Origin of the sequence: Paraburkholderia sp. J10-1 (assembly GCF_905220165.1) — a bacterium.
Taxonomy (GTDB): Bacteria; Pseudomonadota; Gammaproteobacteria; order Burkholderiales; family Burkholderiaceae; genus Paraburkholderia.
This window is the reverse complement of the sequence record NZ_CAJMYW010000004.1, coordinates 11,889-33,293: the sequence shown is the minus strand read 5'-3', so window position 1 is coordinate 33,293 and position 21,405 is coordinate 11,889. Positions and strand designations below refer to the sequence as shown.

Annotated in this window: 12 protein-coding genes; 5 read left to right on the top strand and 7 right to left on the bottom strand. The window is 65.6% G+C overall.

The window, feature by feature from the left end; translation table 11 throughout:
- The first annotated feature begins 244 nt into the window (after positions 1–244).
- The gene (locus U5A65_RS15275) at positions 245–2,005 is read left to right on the top strand and encodes an AMP-binding protein (RefSeq protein WP_321946751.1); all 1,761 of its coding nucleotides are present in this window, start codon (positions 245–247) and stop codon (positions 2,003–2,005) included.
- 745 nt (positions 2,006–2,750) lie between these two features.
- Here the strand turns inward: U5A65_RS15275 and U5A65_RS15270 are convergent.
- Entirely contained in the window at positions 2,751–3,572 is an 822-nt protein-coding gene (locus tag U5A65_RS15270; RefSeq protein WP_321934495.1) for a transporter substrate-binding domain-containing protein, read from the bottom strand.
- A gap of 227 nt (positions 3,573–3,799) precedes the next feature.
- Here U5A65_RS15270 and hemE point away from each other — a divergent pair, with 227 nt between their 5' ends.
- Both hemE and U5A65_RS15260 read left to right on the top strand, forming a co-directional pair.
- Positions 3,800–4,891 carry a uroporphyrinogen decarboxylase gene (gene hemE, locus U5A65_RS15265; RefSeq protein WP_321907166.1) on the top strand — a complete coding sequence of 364 codons (1,092 nt, stop codon included), beginning with the start codon at positions 3,800–3,802 and terminating at the stop codon, positions 4,889–4,891.
- 416 nt (positions 4,892–5,307) lie between these two features.
- Positions 5,308–7,563 (top strand): primosomal protein N', encoded by a 2,256-nt coding sequence (locus U5A65_RS15260; RefSeq protein WP_321907164.1) that lies wholly within the window; start codon positions 5,308–5,310, stop codon positions 7,561–7,563.
- Between the two features lie 76 nt (positions 7,564–7,639).
- Here U5A65_RS15260 and U5A65_RS15255 read toward each other — a convergent pair whose 3' ends face one another.
- Complete coding sequence (locus U5A65_RS15255; RefSeq protein ID WP_321907162.1) at positions 7,640–7,789, bottom strand: hypothetical protein; 150 nt, start codon at positions 7,787–7,789, stop codon at positions 7,640–7,642.
- A 287-nt stretch (positions 7,790–8,076) separates the two neighbouring features.
- On the opposite strand from U5A65_RS15255, the gene putA reads away from it, so the two are divergent.
- Positions 8,077–12,024, top strand: coding sequence for a trifunctional transcriptional regulator/proline dehydrogenase/L-glutamate gamma-semialdehyde dehydrogenase (gene putA, locus U5A65_RS15250; RefSeq protein WP_321946750.1), 3,948 nt, complete (start codon positions 8,077–8,079; stop codon positions 12,022–12,024).
- 95 nt (positions 12,025–12,119) lie between these two features.
- A complete protein-coding gene (locus tag U5A65_RS15245; protein WP_321907159.1) occupies positions 12,120–13,268 on the top strand; it encodes a branched-chain amino acid ABC transporter substrate-binding protein in 1,149 nt (382 codons plus the stop codon).
- Between the two features lie 123 nt (positions 13,269–13,391).
- On the opposite strand, the gene U5A65_RS15240 is transcribed toward U5A65_RS15245, so the two are convergent.
- The 5 genes from U5A65_RS15240 to gcvH all read right to left on the bottom strand — a co-directional run bounded on the left by U5A65_RS15240 (position 13,392) and on the right by gcvH (position 21,388).
- On the bottom strand, positions 13,392–15,110 hold the full coding sequence (locus U5A65_RS15240) for a thiamine pyrophosphate-binding protein (protein WP_321946749.1): 1,719 nt from the start codon (positions 15,108–15,110) through the stop codon (positions 13,392–13,394).
- Between the two features lie 74 nt (positions 15,111–15,184).
- Complete coding sequence (locus U5A65_RS15235) at positions 15,185–16,573, bottom strand: L-serine ammonia-lyase (protein ID WP_321907155.1); 1,389 nt, start codon at positions 16,571–16,573, stop codon at positions 15,185–15,187.
- Positions 16,574–16,665: 92 nt separating this feature from the next.
- Positions 16,666–17,667, bottom strand: a complete 1,002-nt coding sequence (locus U5A65_RS15230; protein WP_321907782.1) for an alginate lyase family protein — start codon at positions 17,665–17,667, stop codon at positions 16,666–16,668.
- Between the two features lie 313 nt (positions 17,668–17,980).
- Positions 17,981–20,932: an aminomethyl-transferring glycine dehydrogenase gene (gene gcvP / locus U5A65_RS15225; protein ID WP_321946748.1), complete on the bottom strand. Its 2,952-nt coding sequence runs from the start codon at positions 20,930–20,932 to the stop codon at positions 17,981–17,983.
- A 75-nt stretch (positions 20,933–21,007) separates the two neighbouring features.
- Positions 21,008–21,388, bottom strand: coding sequence for a glycine cleavage system protein GcvH (gene gcvH, locus U5A65_RS15220; protein WP_321907153.1), 381 nt, complete (start codon positions 21,386–21,388; stop codon positions 21,008–21,010).
- Positions 21,389–21,405 lie beyond the last annotated feature (17 nt).

Below are 21,405 nucleotides of genomic sequence, written 5' to 3'. Positions count from 1 at the left end.
GGGCACGGCCCGATGGCATTGCGATGAAAAACGCGGCATAAATGCCCTGAGCCACGGTGGTCGACAAAAACGCTCTGACATACTTGACGTTTACGGAAAGGTAATGCCAAATCATGCGTTCGCGGCCGGCCCAGATGCGTGCTCCGCGGGTAAGACTTGATGCCGCCCCCGGGAAAGCCGGTGGCACAATGGATTTCAAATTCATTTCAAACGCGGGAGTGACGCTCCCCAGGAGACAGCCATCATGGCAATCGACGCAGCAGGCGCGCCCGCAGCGCCCGGTGTACATGAGCCGCTCATCGCGCCGAAAGACGGGCTTTCATACGTACGAGGCACGATCGACGTGCCGCTCAGCGACGCGACCCTAGGCACCTTCCTGCAGGAGACGGCGAAGCGGTTTCCCGAGCGGCCCGCCGTGGTATTTCGCGAGCAGGGCATCCGCTGGAACTGGCGTGAGTTTGCCGCCGAAGTGGACGTGCTCGCCGCAGGTTTCGCCGAGCTCGGCATCGTCAAGGGGGATCGCGTTGGCATCTGGTCGCCCAATCGCGTCGAGTGGTTGCTCACCCAGTTTGCGACCGCGCGCATCGGCGCGGTGCTCGTCAACATCAATCCCGCGTATCGCCTCGCCGAACTCGAATACGCGCTGAACAAGGTGAGTTGCAAGGCCATTGTTTCCGCGGAGAGCTTCAAGACCTCGAAGTATCTGGAGATGCTGCAGACGCTTGCGCCGGAGCTTGCGACCGCTGCCCCCGGCCAGTTGCAGGCCGCGCGCCTGCCCGAGTTGCGTGCGGTCGTGCGCATGTGCGACACGGCCACGCCCGGCATGCTCTGCTTCAGCGAACTCGTGGAGATGGGCCGCGAGCGCATTGCCCGCGACGGCACGGCGTGGCTCGGCGCGATTGATGCGGCGCTGTCGCCCGACGACGCGATCAACATCCAGTTCACGAGCGGCACGACCGGCAATCCGAAGGGCGCGACGCTCACGCACCGCAACGTGCTCAACAACGGGCGTTTCATCGCCCAGGCAATGCGCCTCACGGAGGAAGACTCGCTCTGCATTCCGGTGCCGCTTTATCACTGCTTCGGTATGGTGCTCGCGGTGCTCGCGTGCGTTTCGGTGGGCGCAAACATGGTGTTCCCAGGCGAGGCTTTCGATCCGCGCGCGACGCTCGCAGCCGTCTCGGAAGAGGGGTGCACGGCACTGCATGGCGTACCCACCATGTTCATCGCGGAACTCGATCATCCGGAGTTCGCGAGCTTCGATCTTTCGAAGCTGCGCACGGGCATCATGGCCGGCTCGCCTTGTCCGATCGAGACGATGAAGCGCGTAGTGTCGAAGATGCATCTCGCCGAAATCACGATTGCCTACGGCATGACGGAAACGAGCCCGGTGTCGTTCCAAAGCTCGACAACCGACCCGCTCGACAAGCGCACGACCACCGTGGGCCGCATTCAGCCGCATCTCGAAGTCAAGATCGTCGATGCGCTCGGCAACACCGTGCCTGTGGGCGAAACGGGCGAGCTGTGTACGAAGGGTTATTCGGTGATGCAGGGCTACTGGGGCGATGAGGAGAAGACGGCAGAGTCGATCGTCGACGGCTGGATGCATACGGGCGATCTCGCCACGATCGACGCCGAAGGCTACTGCAACATCGTCGGCCGCTTGAAGGACATGCTCATTCGAGGAGGAGAGAACATCTATCCGCGCGAGATCGAGGAGTTTCTGTTCCGCCATCCGAAGGTGCAATCGGCGCAGGTATTCGGCGTGCCCGATGCGAAGTACGGCGAGGAAGTGTGCGCGTGGATCGTGCTGCGGCCGGGCGAGGTGGCAACAGCTGAAGACATTCAGGCGTTCTGCCAGGGGCAGATTGCGCACTACAAGATCCCGAAGTACATCCGCTTCGTCGACGAACTGCCGATGACCGTGACAGGCAAGGTGCAGAAGTTCGTGATGCGCGCGCGCATGATCGACGAACTCAAGATCAGTGAGCAGAAGACGGCTTGACGCCTGGTTTAATGCAATGCCGCGGCGGACAGATCGCCCCGTCGCGGCGCGATGCATGGGCGCGCAAAAATAATCGGGAAACCGAACGATTATCTGGCGGTGGAGGGAGTGGGTGCGTAGCGATGCCTGTTGAATAACGAAACATACAGGCGAAAAAAAAGCGGGCCTGGAGCCCGCTAAAAACCACACGCTACGGGGTTAGCGCGAGGAGACCAAAGGAGGAGCCGGGTCATGAAACGTCTTCGACGCCGGTCACGGCTCCAACAAGGATGCCCCTCGAGAGGGCTTCGGCGTAGTGCCGACCGGCAGGTGTTTTGTGTCCGCTCACACTGGCACCGAGCCACATCCGTGTTGAAACCGTTGAAAGCCATTGTGGGCGAATTAAGATGGCTTCGCGGTAACAAAGTGTTTCAGGTTGTAACGCCCGCCAGATAAGGCTTAGAGCCTCTTTTTGCCATCCTGAGCGTTTTACGGAAGTCATTTTTACCGCTATTTTCCGAGGCGGTTTGACAGCCCGAATCGCCGTTCGCGCGAGAGGATTCGTATCGCATGAAGAAAGGCCCACAGCATGGGCCTTTTGCGCGTGACGCGCTTCGTACGGAATTACCGGTTGCGCACATGCGCAATGCGTCGACATCGCTCGCATGCGCGAAATGCAAACTTTGCGCGCCTCGTGTTACGGCATCGTCTTGCAACTCATCGTAGCAATTCGAAGGGCCATAACAACGTGGCGCGAGTCAACACCTCACTTCAGCCACTTGTCGGAGATTGCCTGATATTCGCCGCTTGCGCGCGCAAGATGCAGCCACTGATCGACATACTGCTGGAACACCACGTCGCCGCGCGGCACCATCCACGCTTTCTCGCCGTACTGGAATGGCTTGTCGGGATGCACGGAGCACAGGCCCGGGTTGAGCTTTTGCTGCAGCATCGTCTCGGAAGCGTCGGTCACCATCACGTCGGCCTTGCCTGCGAGGATCTGCTTGAAGATCGTCACGTTGTCCGGATACATGATGAGGTTCGCATGCGGCAAGAACTGCTTCGCAAAGCGCTCGTTCGTGCCGCCCGGATTCATGATCACGCGCACTGAAGGCTGGTTGATCTGCGCAATGGTCTGGTACTTCTTGACGTCGTCGCAGCGCACGATCGGTGTCTTGCCGTCGACTTGATACGCCTCGGTGAAGAACGCGCGTTTCTGGCGATCGAGCGTCGTGGAGACGCCCCCCACCGCAATGTCGCACTTCGCGAGGAAGTCGGTCATGAGGTTCGACCACGACGTCTTCACGAACTCGGCCTTCACGCCGAGCGACTTCGCGAGCGACTCCGTCATGTCGATATCGATGCCTTCGAATGTACCGTCCTGCCTGTAGAACGAATAGGGCTTGTAGTCGCCAGTCGTGCAGGCGCGCAGCGTGCCGCGCGCGAGGATTTCATCGAGGCGTGAAGCATTAGCGGCAGGAGCGGCGGCCTGCGTAGCGTTGGTTGGCGTGCCGGCCGATTGGCTCGTGGCGCATGCGCTCAACAAAACGGCGCTAACGATCGTCAGGCCGAGGGCGACTTTTTTCATCGTGTCTCCTTCTATGGTTTTGATCGATGTAATTTTTTAGAAAGCCGTCTGATCATAGTCCTCGCTTGCCCTGACAGATAAGCGCGGACTTACCTGGGTATGCAAGGACCTATACTTCGGTGTTATTGCGCTTTCTGATGCCGCCCATCAGCGGTATGGCACGGCGGCCGCTCCGGTAAAATGGGCGCTCGCTTTCGAACCTTGGCGCGACTTCGCGCATCCAGCACGTGGCCCACACTCTCCTGAACGACACCTTCCTGCGCGCGCTGCTGCGCCAGCCGACCGAGTACACGCCAATCTGGCTGATGCGCCAGGCAGGCCGCTATCTGCCGGAGTACAACGCCACGCGCAGCCGCGCGGGCAGCTTCCTCGGCCTCGCGAAGAATCCTGATTACGCGACCGAGGTCACGCTGCAGCCGCTCGAGCGCTATCCGCTCGATGCCGCGATCCTGTTCTCCGACATCCTGACGATCCCGGATGCAATGGGCCTCGGCCTCTCGTTCCAGGCGGGCGAAGGGCCGAAGTTTGCGCACCCCGTGCGCACGGAAGAAGACGTGGCGCGCCTCGCCGTGCCGGACATCGGCGCGACGCTCGGCTATGTGACCGACGCCGTGCGCGAAATTCGCCGCGCGCTCACCAATGCGCAAGGGCGCCAGCGCGTGCCGCTCATCGGCTTCTCAGGCAGCCCGTGGACGCTCGCGTGCTACATGGTCGAGGGCGGCGGCTCGGACGACTTCCGCACGGTGAAGTCGATGCTGTACGCGCGGCCGGACCTCATGCAGCGCATTCTCGAAGTCAACGCGCAGGCCGTGGCGGCTTACCTGAACGCGCAGATCGAAGCAGGCGCGCAGGCCGTGATGATTTTCGACACCTGGGGCGGTGCGCTTGCGGACGGCGTCTATCAGCGTTTTTCGCTCGCGTACATCGCTCAGGTCGTGGCGCAGCTCAAGCGCGAGCACGACGGCGAGCGCGTGCCGGTAATCACGTTCACGAAGGGCGGCGGACTCTGGCTCGATGAAATCGCCAACACGGGCGTGGACGCAGTGGGCCTCGACTGGACCGTCAACCTTGGCCGTGCGCGCGAACGCGTGGGCGATCGCGTGGCGCTGCAGGGCAACCTCGACCCCACGGTGCTGTTCGCGTCGCCTGCCGCGATTCGCGAGCAGGCGCGCGCGGTACTGGACAGCTTTGGCGCGCACCCGGGCCACGTGTTCAACCTCGGCCACGGCATTTCGCAGTTCACGCCGCCCGAAAGCGTGGCTGAACTCGTGGACGAAGTGCATCGTCACAGCCGCGCGATTCGCGCAGCCGGTGCGTGACATTTTGGTGCGCCGCATCAAGCTGGGCTCCGGGCATCAGGGTATGACCGGGCTCAAGAGGCCACCCAGACGCCATTGCGGTCCTGTCAAGACTTGACTTATGCACACTTGCCTCGTTGCGGCGCGCAAGAGGGAAAGGTTGTCGCAGGCGCCCGCTTAAGTCTGAGCAGAATCAATCAGACCCTTGACAGACAAGGCTTTCGCCGCTCCACGGCGCTCTGTGCGGTATCCCACATAACGAGCCTGCGCGGGCGCCCTGCGACGACGCCCGGCGAGTTCTCAACAAAGTTATCCACAGGCGCAGATTCGGGGGCGCGATTGTTCTGCGGAATCCAAAACTTAGCGCGAAATCTCAAGTATTACTTTAGGTTTGCGTGTCTGTGCGCTAGCGTACGGAACTTCCCTGGGGGCGCAGCATGACAGGGCCGTTCGTGCGCGTGGCGCTGGACCATCCTCTGGACGCGCTCTACGACTATCGCTATAGCCTCGATACCGCGCCCGAACCCGGCATGCTGGTGCGTGTGCCGTTCGGACGCCGCGATGTGGTCGGCCTCATCTGCGAAGTGAACGCTCACAGCGACGTGCCCGCGAACAAGCTCCGTGACGCGAGCGCGGTGTGCGCCGCCTGCCCGCCACTTTCGGCGCAATGGCTCGCGCTGGCAGGCTTTGCCGCCGACTACTATCAGCGGGGCCTGGGCGAGGTCGCGTTGCCTGCGCTGCCTCAGGCGTTGCGCGATCCGTCGCGCTGGGCGCGTCTCCTCGCCCCGGAGGAGCGCTACCGGCTGTTGCCGCAAGGGCGCGCCGCGCTGCCCGACGCGTTGCCGGCGCGCGCGCAGGCGCTGCGCCGTCTCGCGCAGGCGCTAACCGATGCCGGCGAACTCGACGCAGCCGCGGCGCGCGCGTTGCATCCCAAGGCGATCGCGACACTCGAAGCCTGGTGCGACGCTGGCTGGGTCGAGCATGAATGCATCGAGTTCGGCTCGGCCGCAAGCATGGCCAGCAGCGCCGCGGACGCCACCGCCGTTGTTGAGATCCCGCGCCTGAGCGACGAGCAAGCCGACGCCGTGGAGGCGATCGGCGCGGCGAGCGGCTTCGCACCGTTCCTGTTGCATGGCGTGACGGGCAGCGGCAAGACCGAAGTCTATCTGCGCGCGCTCGCGGCGCTGCTCGAGCGCGATCCGGGCGCTCAGGCGCTGGTGCTCGTTCCCGAAATCAATCTCACGCCGCAGTTCGAGGCGGCCTTTCGCACGCGCTTCGCGGCCATGCTCGCGAGCGACGCCATCGTGACGCTTCACAGCGGGCTGGCCGAAGGCGAGCGCGCCCGCAACTGGCTTGCGGCGCACACGGGCCGCGCGCGCATCGTGCTCGGCACCCGGCTCGCGGTGCTCGCCTCGCTGCCGCGTCTCAAGATGCTCGTGGTCGACGAGGAGCACGACCCCGCCTACAAACAGCAGGAAGGGCTGCGCTACTCGGCGCGCGATCTCGCCGTATGGCGCGCCAAGCAGCTCGGCGTGCCGGTCGTGCTGGGCTCCGCCACGCCGTCGCTCGAAAGCTGGTGGCAGGCAGAGCAGGGGCGCTACACGCGCCTCACGCTCACGCGCCGCGCCATTGCCGACGCGGTGCTGCCCACTGTCAAGCTGATCGACCTCGAAGAGGAGCGCCGGCGCGGCCGAGCCTCGTTCGAGGGGCTGTCCGGGCCTTTGGTCGCGGCGATGAAGGCGCGTCTCGAGCGCGGCGAGCAGAGCCTCGTGTTCCTGAACCGTCGCGGCTACGCGCCCACGCTCGCGTGCGATGCCTGCGGCTGGGTGGCGGGTTGCCCGCGCTGCAGCGCCTACGTCGTGCTGCACAAGCCCGAGCGCGCACTGCGCTGCCATCACTGCGGCTGGGAATCGCGCATTCCGCATTCGTGCCCCGAGTGCGGCAACGTCGACATCGCGCCCATGGGGCGCGGCACGCAGCGAATCGAGGAGGCGCTCGCGAGTGCGGTGCCGGGAGCGCGGGTGCTGCGCATCGACGCCGACAGCACGCGCCGCAAGGGCAGCGCGCAGGCGCTTTTCTCCGACGTGCACGCGGGCGAAGTCGACATCCTGGTGGGCACGCAGATGATCGCGAAGGGGCACGACTTCCAGCGCGTGTCGCTAGTTGGCGTGCTGAACGCCGACAATGCGCTCTTCTCGCACGATTTCCGGGCGAGCGAGCGCCTGTTCGCGCAACTGATGCAGGTGAGCGGGCGTGCGGGTCGCGCCGGACTGCCCGGCGAGGTGCTCGTGCAGACGCGCTATCCGCGCCATGCGCTCTATCACGCGCTGGCGCGCCAGGACTATGTGGGTTTTGCGAATACGCAGATCGCGGAGCGGCGCGATGCGCACCTGCCGCCGTTCGTCTATCAGGCGTTATTGCGCGCCGAAGGGCGCACGCTGGAAGCCGCGCTGGCGTTTCTTGCCCAGGCCGCAGAAGCGCTCGCCGCGATTCCGGGCGCCGAGCGCGTCATGGCCTACGACGCGGTGCCGCTCACCATCGTGAAGGTGATGAACGTGCATCGCGCGCAACTGCTCGTGGAAAGCCAGTCGCGCGCCGCGCTGCAGGCGACGCTGCGCGCGTGGCAGCCCGCGCTGCGCGCGTTGCGCGGCGTGCTGCGCTGGAATCTCGAAGTCGATCCGCTCGACATCTAGCCGCGGACGTGGCCCCGCTGACGTGCACCCTAAGGCAACAGCGGGGCCACCCGGCATCGACTTCCCGTTTCCTTCCTTACTGGCCGACCGTATCGGCCGCGTCCCTATGCGCCGCGCGCTTCAAGCTCATGCGGCGTTCATCCGGCGCCGTCGCGCCGCGCATGAAAAGCACGGCGCACATGGCGCACATCGTCCAGATCCCTGCGATTACCAGCAGCTTTTCCATTTTCCGGTCCCTTCGCTCTTTCTTGTGAACAACCCCCGCTTTGTTTGTATAACGGCACGGCCGCGGAATCGATTAGGGTTGTCCTGCGTGTTGCTGGACCAGGGAAAATACCGAGCGCAACCCGCGCGGCCCGGTGGGCGGCCATCGGCCGCAAAGCCCGGCTGTACAAGGTTTCCACAGTGGTGCAACCATATTGAGAGAGTGGTTGCACCTTTTTATTTGTAGGGTTACGATTCGCCAACTTTTTAGTCACCGCCGGTGCGGATGTGCCGGCATACGAAGGAAACATGGCTAGCACCACACTTGGCGTCAAAGTCGACGATCTCCTCCGCTCCCGCCTCAAGGACGCCGCCACGCGGCTCGAGCGCACGCCGCATTGGCTCATCAAGCAAGCCATCTTTGCCTACCTCGAGAAAATCGAGCACGGCCAGCTGCCTCCCGAACTCAACGGGCATGTCGGTGCGACCGATCTCGCGGAAGGTGCTACCGCCGAGGACGACGACGCAGCCTCGCACCCGTTCCTCGAATTCGCGCAGAACGTGCAACCGCAGTCGGTGCTGCGCGCGGCCATCACGGCCGCGTACCGCCGCCCGGAGCCGGAGTGCGTGCCGTTCCTGATCGGCGAGGCGCGCCTGCCGGTCAACCTCACCGGCGACGTCACGAAGCTCGCCACCAAGCTCGTGGAAACGCTGCGCGCGAAGGGCACCGGCGGCGGTGTGGAAGGCCTGATCCACGAGTTTTCGCTGTCCAGCCAGGAAGGCGTGGCGCTGATGTGCCTTGCCGAAGCGCTGCTGCGCATTCCCGACCGCGCCACGCGCGACGCGCTCATTCGCGACAAGATCAGCAAGGGCGACTGGAAGTCGCACGTGGGCCACGCGCCGTCGCTGTTCGTGAACGCCGCCACGTGGGGCCTCATGATCACGGGCAAGCTCGTGACGACGAACAGCGAAACCGGCCTGTCGTCGGCGCTCACGCGCATGATTGGCAAGGGCGGCGAGCCGCTGATCCGCAAGGGCGTGGACATGGCCATGCGCCTGATGGGCGAGCAGTTCGTGACGGGCGAGAACATCTCGGAAGCGCTGGCCAACAGCCGCAAGTTCGAAGCGCGCGGTTTCCGCTACTCGTACGACATGCTCGGCGAAGCCGCAACGACGGAAGCCGATGCTCAGCGCTACTACGCATCGTACGAGCAGGCGATCCACGCCATCGGCAAGGCTGCGGGCGGGCGCGGGATCTACGAAGGCCCGGGCATCTCGATCAAGCTCTCCGCGCTGCACCCGCGCTACTCGCGCGCGCAGCAGGAACGCACGATGGGCGAGCTGCTGCCGCGCGTGCGCGCGCTCGCCGTGCTCGCCCGCCGCTATGACATTGGCCTCAATATCGACGCCGAAGAAGCCGACCGCCTCGAACTCTCGCTCGACCTGCTCGAAGCGCTGTGCTTCGATCCGGAACTGGCGGGCTGGAACGGCATTGGTTTCGTGGTGCAGGCTTACCAGAAGCGCTGCCCGTTCGTGATCGACTACATCGTCGATCTCGCGCGCCGCAGCCGTCACCGCATCATGGTGCGCCTCGTGAAGGGCGCCTACTGGGATACGGAAATCAAGCGCGCGCAGGTGGATGGCCTCGAAGGCTACCCGGTGTACACGCGCAAGATCTACACCGATGTGTCGTACCTCGCCTGCGCGAAGAAGCTGCTCGGCGCGCCTGATGCCGTGTATCCGCAGTTCGCCACGCACAACGCGTACACGCTCTCGGCGATCTATCACCTCGCGGGCCAGAACTACTATCCCGGCCAGTACGAATTCCAGTGCCTGCACGGCATGGGCGAGCCGCTGTACGAAGAAGTCACGGGCCCGCTCGCGCAAGGCAAGCTCAACCGTCCGTGCCGCGTCTACGCGCCGGTCGGCACGCATGAAACGCTGCTCGCGTATCTCGTGCGCCGCCTGCTCGAAAACGGCGCGAATACGTCGTTCGTGAACCGCATTGCCGACGAGACCGTGCCGGTGAGCGAACTGGTCGCGAACCCGATCGACGAAGCCGCGAAGGTCGTGCCGCTCGGCGCGCCGCACGCGAAGATTGCGCTGCCGCGCGAGTTGTACGGCAACGAGCGCTCCAATTCGATGGGCCTCGATCTCTCGAACGAGCATCGTCTTGCGTCGCTTTCGTCGGCGCTGCTGGCGAGCGCTCATCACCCGTGGCGCGCCGCGCCGATGCTCGCCGACAACGACATCGCGGACGGCGCCGCGCGCGACGTGCGCAATCCCGCCGATCATCGCGATCTCGTCGGGACCGTCGTGGAAGCCACGAGCGAGCACGTGAGCGCCGCGCTTTCGCATGCCGTGGCCGCCGCGCCGATCTGGCAGGCGACGCCCGTCGAAGCGCGCGCCGATTGCCTCGCGCGCGCCGCCGATCTGCTCGAAGCGCAGATGCACACGCTAATGGGCCTGATCGTGCGCGAAGCGGGCAAGTCGCTGCCGAACGCCGTGGCCGAAATTCGCGAAGCAATCGACTTCCTGCGCTACTACTCCACGCAGATCCGCGACGAGTTCTCGAACGACACGCATCGTCCGCTCGGCCCCGTGGTGTGTATCAGCCCGTGGAACTTCCCGCTCGCGATCTTCATGGGTCAGGTGGCCGCCGCGCTCGCAGCCGGCAACACGGTGCTCGCGAAGCCCGCTGAACAAACTCCGCTGATCGCCGCGCAAGCCGTGCGCATCCTGCGCGAAGCCGGCGTGCCGGCCGGCGCGGTGCAACTGCTGCCGGGCAACGGCGAAACCGTGGGCGCGGCGCTCGTCGCCGATCACCGCACGCGTGCCGTGATGTTCACGGGCTCGACCGAAGTTGCGCGCCTCATCAACAAGACGCTTTCCGAGCGCCTCGACTCCGAAGGCCGCCCGATTCCGCTGATTGCCGAAACCGGCGGCCAGAACGCGATGATCGTCGATTCGTCGGCGCTCGCGGAGCAGGTCGTGGCCGACGTGCTGCAAAGCGCGTTCGACTCGGCTGGCCAGCGCTGTTCCGCGCTGCGCGTGCTGTGCCTGCAGGATGACGTGGCGGACCGCACGCTCGAAATGCTCACGGGCGCCATGAAGGAACTCGCGGTGGGCAACCCCGACCGCCTCTCGACCGACGTTGGCCCCGTGATCGACGTCGACGCGAAGCGCGGCATCGACACGCACGTTACCGGCATGCGTGAGAAGGGCCGCAAGGTCCAGCAGATGCCGACGCCCGAAACCTGCGCACAAGGCACGTTCGTGCCGCCCACGCTCATCGAGCTCGACAGCCTCGACGAACTCAAGCGCGAAGTGTTCGGCCCGGTGCTGCACGTGGTGCGCTATCGCCGCAGCCAGCTCGACAAGCTGCTCGAGCAGATCCGCGCAACCGGCTACGGCCTCACGCTCGGCATTCACACGCGTATCGACGAAACGATCGCGCATGTGATCGGCCGCGCGCACGTGGGCAACATCTACGTGAACCGCAACGTGATCGGCGCGGTGGTGGGCGTGCAGCCGTTCGGCGGTGAGGGCCTGTCGGGCACGGGTCCGAAGGCGGGTGGCGCGCTGTATCTCTCGCGTTTGCTCGCGAAGCGTCCGGCCGGTCTGCCGAAGTCGCTCGCCGATGTGCTCGTCGTGGATGCGCCGCAAGCTGCAGAAGGCAACAACGGCGCGCCGCAATCGGCGCAGACTGCGCTCACGACGCTGCGCGACTGGCTCATCGCCGAGCGCGAGCCCGCGCTCGCGGCACGCTGCGACGGCTACCTCGAATACGTGCTCGCAGGCGCCACGGCGGTTCTGCCGGGCCCGACGGGCGAGCGCAACACGTACACGCTTTCGGCGCGCGGCACCGTGCTGTGCGTGCCCTCCACGGCAACGGGCGCACGCGCACAACTCGCCGTTGCATTGGCAACGGGCAACCGCGCGTTGTTCCAGGGCGCGGCGGGCGAAGCGCTGGTGAACGCGCTCCCGGCGGCGCTCAAGGCGCACGTGGCGATCAAGAAGACGGCCGACGCCGACTTCGATGCGGTCCTCTTCGAAGGCGACAGCGACGAGCTGCTCGCACTCGTGAAGGAAGTGGCGAAGCGTCCTGGCCCGATCGTCTCGGTGCAGGGGGTGGCCGCGCACGCACTCGCCAACGGCGATGAAGATTACGCTCTCGAACGACTGCTCGCGGAACGTTCGGTCAGCGTGAATACGGCAGCAGCAGGCGGTAATGCAAATCTGATGACGATCGGTTAACCACAAGCCATACTGTCGGTCGTCTCAAGACAAGGAAGCGGCAAGGCTCACGAATCCGAAGCCGCTCGTTCGATACCTGGTACCAAGGAGAAGCAATGCAACACACGATGAAGCAGCTGGCAGGCGCGACGCTTGTCGCCGCCCTGTCGCTGGCGGGGACTGCGCACGCACAACAAGCCGAAGACGTGAAGATCGGTTTCGCCGGTCCGATGACGGGTGCGCAGGCGCACTATGGCAAGGACTTCCAGAACGGCATCACGCTCGCAGTCGAAGACATCAACGCGACGAAGCCCATGATCGGCGGCAAGCCGGTTCACTTCGTGCTCGACTCGGCCGACGATCAGGCTGACCCGCGCACGGGCACGACGGTCGCACAGAAGCTCGTCGACGACGGCATCAAGGGCATGCTCGGTCACTTCAACTCGGGCACGACGATCCCGGCTTCGCGCATCTACGCGAACGCGGGCATCCCGCAGATCGCCATGGCGACGGCGCCTGAGTACACGCAGCAAGGCTTCAACACGACGTTCCGCATGATGACCTCGGACACGCAGCAAGGTTCGGTCGCGGGCGCGTTCGCAGTGAAGAGCCTGGGCATGAAGAAGATCGTCGTGATCGACGACCGCACGGCTTACGGCCAGGGTCTCGCCGACGAGTTCTCGAAGGCAGCGAAGGCTGCGGGCGGCACGATCATCGACCGCGAGTACACCAACGACAAGGCCGTCGACTTCAAGTCGGTGCTGACGAAGGCGAAGGCGATGAACCCCGACCTGGTCTACTTCGGCGGCGCGGATTCGCAAGCGGCACCGATGGTCAAGCAGATGAAGTCGCTCGGCATCAAGGCTCCGCTGATGGGCGGCGAAATGGTGCACACGCCGACCTTCCTGCAGATCGCGGGTGACGCGGCGAACGGCACGGTGGCATCGCTCGCCGGCCTGCCGCTCGACCAGATGCCGGGTGGCAAGGACTACGTCGCGAAGTACAAGAAGCGCTTCGGCGAAGACGTCCAGACGTACTCGCCGTACGCCTATGACGGCGCAATGGCCATGTTCGCGGCAATGAAGAAGGCCAACTCGACGGACCCGGCGAAGTACCTGCCGTTCCTCGCGAAGACGAGCATGCCGGCTGTCACGACGTCGGACCTCGCGTACGACCAGCGCGGCGACCTGAAGAACGGTGGCATCACGCTGTACAAGGTTGTCGACGGCAAGTGGACGACGCTGCAAAGCGTGGGCGGCAAGTAAGCGCCTGACGTTCGGCTGAAGTCAAAAGCCCCGCACGATCGAAAGATCTGCGGGGCTTTTGTTTGTGTGCTCAGGACTACCCGTCCGGCTCGAAAGGTGAGCTTATTCAGGATTCCTTTTCAGTCACTCTCCGCGCATTTTCTTGCCCGCTTCGCGAATCTGTTCGAGCGTCGCCGCAGGCGTGCTCGCTTCCTTCGTCACGCGGATTTCGATCAGCGCAGGCTTGCCGGCCGTGAGCGCGCGCTCCAGTGCGCCTGCGAATTGCGCCGTGGCCGTGACGACTTCGCCATGCGCGCCGAACGACTGCGCAAACGCCGCGAAATCAGGGTTCGTGAGCTGCGTGCCGTGCACACGATTCGGATAGTGGCGCTCCTGGTGCATGCGGATCGTGCCGTAGTGCGAGTTGTTCACGACGATGAACACGACATTGAGCCCGTACTGCATCGCCGTGGCGAGTTCCGATGAGGCCATCATGAAGCAGCCATCGCCCGCGAGCGCGACCACGGTGCGCGAAGGATAGAGCGACTTCGCGGCGATCGCGGCCGGCACGCCGTAGCCCATCGCGCCGCTCGTGGGCGCGAGTTGCGAGCGGAAGTGGCGATACGCGAAGTGGCGATGCAGCCATGTCGCGTAGTTGCCCGCGCCGTTCGTGACGATCGCGTCGTCGGGCAGGCGTGCGCGCAGTTGCTGCATGATTTCGCCGAGTTGCACGTCGCCTGGCATCGGCAGCGGCTTGCGCCATGCGTGCCATGCCTCGTGCGCTTCGGCGGCGCTGCCGGCCCACGCGGGTTGAGCCGGTGCGGGCAGTTCGGCGAGCAGCGCCGCAATTTCCGCGAGGCCGGAGACGATCGGCAGATCCGCTGCATACACACGGCCGAGTTCTTCCGCGCCCTGGTGCACGTGAATGAGCGTTTGCTTCGTCTTGGGAATGTCGAAGAGCGTATAGCCGCCCGTCGTCGATTCGCCCAGACGCGGACCGAGCGCGAGCAGCACGTCCGCTTCGCGAATGCGTTTGGCCAGCGCCGGATTCACGCCGAGACCCACGTCGCCCGCGTAGTTCGGATGCTCGTTGTTGAGCGTGTCCTGAAAGCGGAACGCGAGGCCGACCGGCAATTGCCAGTTTTCGACGAAGCGCTGGAAATCAGCACACGCCTGGGTGTTCCAGCCATGTCCGCCCGCGATCACGAAGGGCTTCTTCGCACCCGCGAGCAGTTCGCGCACGCGCTCCATCTGCGCGGCCGAAGGCGAGGCCTGCACGCGTTGCGCGGGCGGCGCGATGGGTTGCGCTTCGGATGCAGGAATCGCGCCGCTCAGCATGTCTTCGGGCAGCGCGAGCACGACCGGGCCCGGCCGGCCCGACATCGCGATATGGAACGCGTGGCTCAGATATTCAGGCACGCGGCGCGCGTCGTCGATCTGCGTGACCCACTTGGCCATCTGGCCGAACATGCGTCGATAGTCGATCTCCTGGAACGCCTCGCGGTCCATCTGCTCGCGCGCGACCTGGCCGATCAGCAGGATCATCGGCGTGGAGTCCTGGAACGCCGTGTGTACGCCGATCGAGGCGTGCGTGGCGCCCGGCCCGCGCGTGACGAGCGCAACGCCCGGCTTGCCCGTGAGCTTGCCGATCGCTTCCGCCATGTTCGCCGCCGCCGCCTCGTGACGGCACACCACGGTTTCGATCTTCGCGGTTTCGTCGGATAACGAATCGAGCACCGCGAGATAGCTCTCGCCCGGTACGCAGAACACGCGCTCGACGCCATTGGCGACGAGGGCATCGACGACGAGGCGAGCCCCGGTGGTGGTGGCTTCGGTGGTGGCGGATGCGTTCGGCTGCTGCATGGCGGTCAAGTCTCCTTCAATCGTTACGTGATTACGTCTGGATAGCTCAGGCAAGGCGACAGCGCTTTAACGCATCAGCACTCGACGATGTTCACCGCGAGGCCGCCGCGCGAGGTCTCCTTGTACTTCGTTTTCATGTCGGCGCCGGTCTCGCGCATCGTCTTGATGACGGAGTCGAGCGAGACATAGTGCGCGCCGTCGCCGCGCAGCGCCATGCGCGCGGCGTTTACGGCCTTCACGGAAGCCATGGCGTTGCGTTCGATGCAGGGAATCTGCACCATGCCGCCAACGGGATCGCAGGTGAGGCCGAGGTTGTGTTCCATGCCGATTTCGGCGGCGTTTTCCACTTGCAGCGGCGTGCCGCCCAGGACGGCTGCGAGCGCGCCCGCGGCCATCGAGCAGGCCACGCCCACTTCGCCCTGGCAGCCCACTTCCGCGCCGGAGATCGACGCGTTGAGCTTGTAGAGAATGCCGATGGCGGCTGCGGTGAGCAGGAAGTCGATCACGCCTTGCTCGTTCGCGCCAGGCGTAAAGCGCACGTAGTAGTGCAGCACGGCGGGGATGATGCCCGCTGCGCCGTTGGTCGGCGCGGTCACCACGCGAGCGCCCGCGGCGTTTTCCTCGTTCACGGCGATCGCGTACAGGTTGATCCAGTCGATCATCGAGAGCGGGTCTTGCAGCGCGCGTTCGGGGTTGCTGGTGAGCGCGCGATACAGCTGCGGCGCGCGGCGCTTCACGGCGAAGGGGCCGGGCAGCGTGCCGTCGGCGTCGGGATTGTTGACGCCGCAACCGCGCGAGACGCACGACTGCATCACGTCCCAAATGCGCAGGAGACCTGAGCGGATTTGCTCGTCGCTATGCCAGACACGCTCGTTTTCGAGCATCAACTGCGCGACGCTCTTGCCCGTCGAGGCGCACAGCGCGAGCAGCTGCGCGCCCGTGGTGAACGGATGCGGCAATTGCTGCGCGGCGGCGAGCACCTTCGTGTTCGGCGCGCCGGCCGTGACGACGAAACCGCCGCCCACCGAGAGATACGTGCTCTCGCGCAGCGTTTCGCCAGTCGCGTCGAGCGCGCGCAGCTTCATTCCGTTCGGGTGCTCGGGCAGCGCCTGGCGATAAAACGCCACATGCTCCTTCGGCACGAAGCCGATCGTATGACGGCCTAGCAGCGCGAGCAGGCGCGAGGTGCGCACCGCTTCGAGGCGCGCGTTGATGGTGTCGGGATCGACGGTGTCGGGCGCATCGCCCATGAGGCCCAGCATGACGCCGCGGTCGGTGCCGTGGCCCTTGCCGGTTGCGCCGAGCGAGCCGTACAGCTCGACTTTCACGGCGGCGGTGCGCGCGAGCAGGTCGTCGCGCTCGAGTCCTTCGGCGAACATCAGCGCCGCGCGCATCGGCCCGACCGTGTGCGAGCTCGAAGGCCCGATGCCGACTTTGAAGAGATCGAAAACGCTTACTGCCATGGGTACTGCTCCTGCTTGTCTGACGTTTGTGGGGATGCGACGCTTTTGGCGGCATCGTTAGTTCCGTGCCGCCGCCGCAACCCGTGCGCTTGTTAGCGCGCCGGCAACGGCAGACAGACGGCGAGCCACGCGGGTGGCGTGGGCGCGAGTTTCAGCGCGACTGGCGCAAAGCGGCCGTCGAGCCGCGCGGCCAGGTGAAACAGTTCCGCGGCGTTCTTCGGGTCCCACTGTCCGGTGTAGCCGGGCAGGCCCGCTTCGCGCCGCTTCGCGTCGAACGGTACGTTCGAATGGACGAATTCTTCGTGCGTTTTCTGGCCGAGCGCATAGGGCGTGAGCCAATCGAGCGCAGCCGCGAGCGTGGCGCCGTTGGCCGCGCGCTCGGTCAGCCAGTTGCGGTTGTGGCGTCGCGCGGCGAGCGCGGCCGTCACGAGCGGCTGCAGATCGTAGGTTACGTAGTGCAGCGCGTCGCGCTCGGTGAAGTCGAGTGTCGAGCCGTCGGGCGCGACGTTGTCGCCGAGATGCTCCACGAAAAGCCGCTGCGCCGTCGCGATCATTTTTCGGTTGTCGAGCGTGAACGCGATCATCGCGACCAGTTTGACCCGATGACTCTGCCAGTTGTTCGCGAAGGTTCCCTTGAGCGGGCGCGGCTGCGCGTCGATCTGCGCGATGTAGCCGTTCGCGAAGCTGTTCAGGAACTGCATGGTCGCATTGCGCGTTTTCACAGGCAGCGCGCTCGCAGTCATGTCGTAGGCGAGTATCAGCCCTTCGAAGCGCGTTTCGTCGATCGGATTGAAGCTCGGCTTGTACGTGGTGACCCACGCGAGCAGAAAACGGTCCACGAGCCTCAGAAAGCGTTCGTCGCTCGTCGCGCGCCACGCGAGCGCGGCGTTGCGCATGAGGTCGAGTTCCTTCGCGGCCTCGACGCTCTGATCGTAGATGCCCTCGTGCGGCAGCGTGCCCTCGGTGTGAAGGCGTGCCAGCGGACGCGGCGTGTCGTTCACGTGCGTCAGCACCTCGGCCACGAGCGCCTTCACGCCCGGGTCGGCGTTGGTGCGCTCGCTCGATTGCAGCGCGGGTGCCGCGCAGAAGTTCATGGCCGCGTGGGCTGTGCCGGCGAACGTGCCGGTAAGCGTTGCGCAGGCGAACGCCAGCGCGGCGGCAACGCGTTGCGGGCGGCTTTGCAACGTGCCGCGCGCGTGCCGGGTCTGCCGGACCGAATTGCGCGTTGCGGTATGCGGCAAGTCCCGCAGTGGAACCCGCAGTAGATCCGTTCCCACCTTCCGCGCCATGCGCGACTCCCTGATTCAAGGCTGACAGGTGTGTGATGTTAGCGGTTTGCGGCGGCAAATGTGAGAGGGATGACTGCCGCTGCGTTATCCGGGGATAACGCAGCGGCCGGGACCAGGCTTATTCGCCTGCCGTTTCGTCGGCATATTCACTAACGGGCACGCACGAGCAGAACAGGTTGCGGTCGCCATACGCGTTGTCGGCGCGGCCAACCGGCGGCCAGTACTTGCGCGCGACGAGCGACGCGACCGGGTATGCGGCCTGCTCGCGCGAGTAGGCGTGCTTCCAGTCGTCGGCGACCACGACGGCAGCCGTGTGCGGCGCGTGGCGCAGCGGGTTGTCCTCCTTGTCCGCGCGGCCTTCTTCCACGGCGCGGATTTCCTCACGGATTGCAACCATCGCGTCGATGAAGCGGTCCAGCTCTTCCTTCGACTCCGACTCGGTCGGCTCGACCATCAGCGTGCCCGGCACCGGGAAGCTCATGGTCGGCGCGTGGAAGCCGTAGTCCATCAGGCGTTTGGCCACGTCGTCCACGCTGATGCCGCTCGCGTCCTTGATGGGGCGCAGGTCCAGAATGCACTCGTGCGCGACCAGGCCGCCCGGGCCGCTGTAGAGCACCGGGAAGTGCGCCGCGAGCTTGTTTGCCACGTAGTTCGCGTTGAGGATCGCGTTTTCGGTCGCGGCGGTCAGGTTGGCCGCGCCCATCATGGCGATGTACATCCACGAGATCGGCAGGATCGAAGCCGAGCCGTAGGGCGCCGCGCTGACCGCGCCGATGCCGTGATCGTCGCGCTTGTAGCCCGACGAAAGCTGGTTCGGCAGGAACTGCGCGAGGTGCGCGCCAACCGCGACCGGACCTACGCCCGGGCCGCCGCCGCCGTGCGGAATGCAGAAGGTCTTGTGCAGGTTCAGGTGCGAGACGTCGCCGCCGAACTGGCCGGGCGCCGCGAGACCGACCATTGCGTTCATGTTCGCGCCGTCCACGTACACCTGGCCGCCCGCCGCGTGCACGATTTCGCAGACTTCGCGCACGTTCTCTTCGAACACGCCGTGCGTCGAGGGGTACGTGATCATGATCGCCGCGAGCTTCGCCGCGTGCTGCCCGGCCTTGGCCTTCAGGTCGGCGATATCGATGTTGCCTTGCGCGTCGCAGGCAACCACGACCACCTGCATGCCGGCCATCTGCGCCGAAGCGGGGTTCGTGCCGTGCGCCGAAGCGGGAATCAGGCAGACGTTGCGATGCGCTTCGCCACGCGAGGCGTGGTACGCCTGGATGATGAGCAGGCCCGCGTACTCGCCCTGCGAGCCCGCGTTCGGCTGCAGCGAGACGGCGGCGTAGCCGGTAGCGGCCACGAGCATTTGTTCGAGCTGATCGACCATCTCGCGATAGCCGACCGTTTGCTCAGCCGGCGCGAACGGGTGGATGCGGCCGAACTCGGGCCACGTGACCGGCAGCATTTCCGAGGTCGCGTTGAGCTTCATCGTGCACGAGCCGAGCGGAATCATCGAGCGGTCGAGCGCGAGGTCCTTGTCCGACAGGCTGCGCAGGTAGCGCAGCATTTCCGTTTCCGAATGGTGACGGTTGAACACCGGGTGCGTGAGGTACGCGCTTTCGCGCGCCAGCGCGGCCGGGAACGTCAAAGCGGCGTTCTGCGTGAGTTCGGCGTCGAGCTTGTCGAGCGAAGGCACTTCGCCGGCAAACGCGCCTTGCGCGAACACGGCGAGCAGGTCGGCCAGATCGGCGCGCGAGGTGGTTTCGTCGACGCTCACGCCCACACGCGTCTCGCTCACGTGGCGCAGGTTCATGCCGCGCGCGAGCGCCGCGTCGTGCAGCGCCTGGGTGCGCGGACCCGCTTCGAACGTGAGCGTGTCGAAGAATGCTTCGTTGACGAGCGTGTAGCCCAGTTGCTTCGCGCCCGCGGCGAGGATCGCGGCGACGCGGTTCACGCGCTGCGCGATGCGCTTCAAGCCTTGCGGGCCATGGTAGACGGCGTACATGCTCGCCATGATCGCGAGCAGCGCTTGCGCCGTGCAGACGTTCGAGGTGGCCTTCTCGCGGCGGATGTGCTGTTCGCGCGTTTGCAGCGCGAGGCGCAGGGCCGGGTTGCCCTGTGCGTCGATGGTCACGCCGACGAGACGGCCCGGCATCTGGCGCTTGAATTCGTCCTTCACCGCGAGATATGCGGCGTGCGGGCCGCCGAAGCCCATCGGCACGCCAAAGCGCTGCGAGTTGCCCACGGCCACGTCCGCGCCCCATTCGCCCGGGGGCGTGAGCACGGTGAGCGCGAGCAGGTCGGCGGCGGCAATGACCGCGCCGCCGGCGGCGTGCACGGCTTGCGCGAGCGCGCGGTAGTCGCGCACGTCGCCGTTCACGCCCGGATACTGCAGCAGCACGCCGAAGGCGCCCGCTTGAGCGGCTTCAGCGGCCGGACCGACCTTCACCTCGATGCCGATCGGCTTCGCGCGCGTCTTCACGACTTCGATGGTCTGCGCGAGCACGTCGTCGGCGACAAAGAACACGTTCGACTTCGACTTGCCCACGCGCTGCACGAGCGTCATGGCTTCGGCGGCGGCCGTGGCCTCGTCGAGCAGCGATGCGTTCGAGATCGCGAGGCCCGTCAGGTCAGTGATCATTTGCTGGAAGTTCAGCAGGGCTTCGAGGCGGCCCTGCGAGATTTCCGGCTGGTACGGCGTGTACGCGGTGTACCACGCCGGGTTTTCGAGCACGTTGCGCAGGATGACGGCCGGCGTGTGCGTGTCGTAGTAGCCCTGCCCGATATACGAGCGGAACACCTGGTTCTTGTCCGCGAGCGCGCGCAGGGCGGCGAGCGCCTCGGCTTCCGAGCGCGGCTGCGAGAACGGCCCGAGCGGCAGCGTCTCGGTGCGGCGGATCTTCGCCGGAATCACCGCATCGATCAGCGCGGCGCGCGAGGCGAAGCCGAGCGCGTCGAGCATCGCCTGCTGGTCGGCCGAGTCGGGGCCAATGTGGCGGGCGGCGAAAGCGTCGTGCGCTTCGAGCGCAGCAAGCGAGAGCGGGGAGTTCATCAGACGATCCGGGTGTTCGAGCTTCATAGGGGTTCCGGGTTTTACTGCTGGCGCGGGCGACGGAACTGGCTAAGTCCGCCGCCGCGCCGGTGCGGTTGAGATTTACGCGCCGATCGCCTTTTCGTAGGCGGCGGCGTCGATCAGCGAGTCGAGCTTGGCGTCGGCGGCGGGCTTGATCTTGAAGAGCCACGACTCGTACGGCGCGCCGTTCACCTGGTCGGGCGTGTCGACGAGCGACGTGTTGGCTTCGATGATCTCGCCAGCGACCGGCGCGTAGATGTCCGAGGCGGCCTTGACCGACTCGATCACGGCAACGGCGTCGCCAGCGGCGACCGCGCGGCCGGCTTCCGGCAGCTCGAGGAAGACGATGTCGCCGAGCGCTTCCTGCGCGTGGTCGGTGATGCCGATGGTCAGCGTGCCGTCGGCTTCGGTGCGGATCCACTCGTGCGATTCGGTGTATTTCAGATCGGCCGGGATGCTCATGGTTGCTCCAGTGCGTG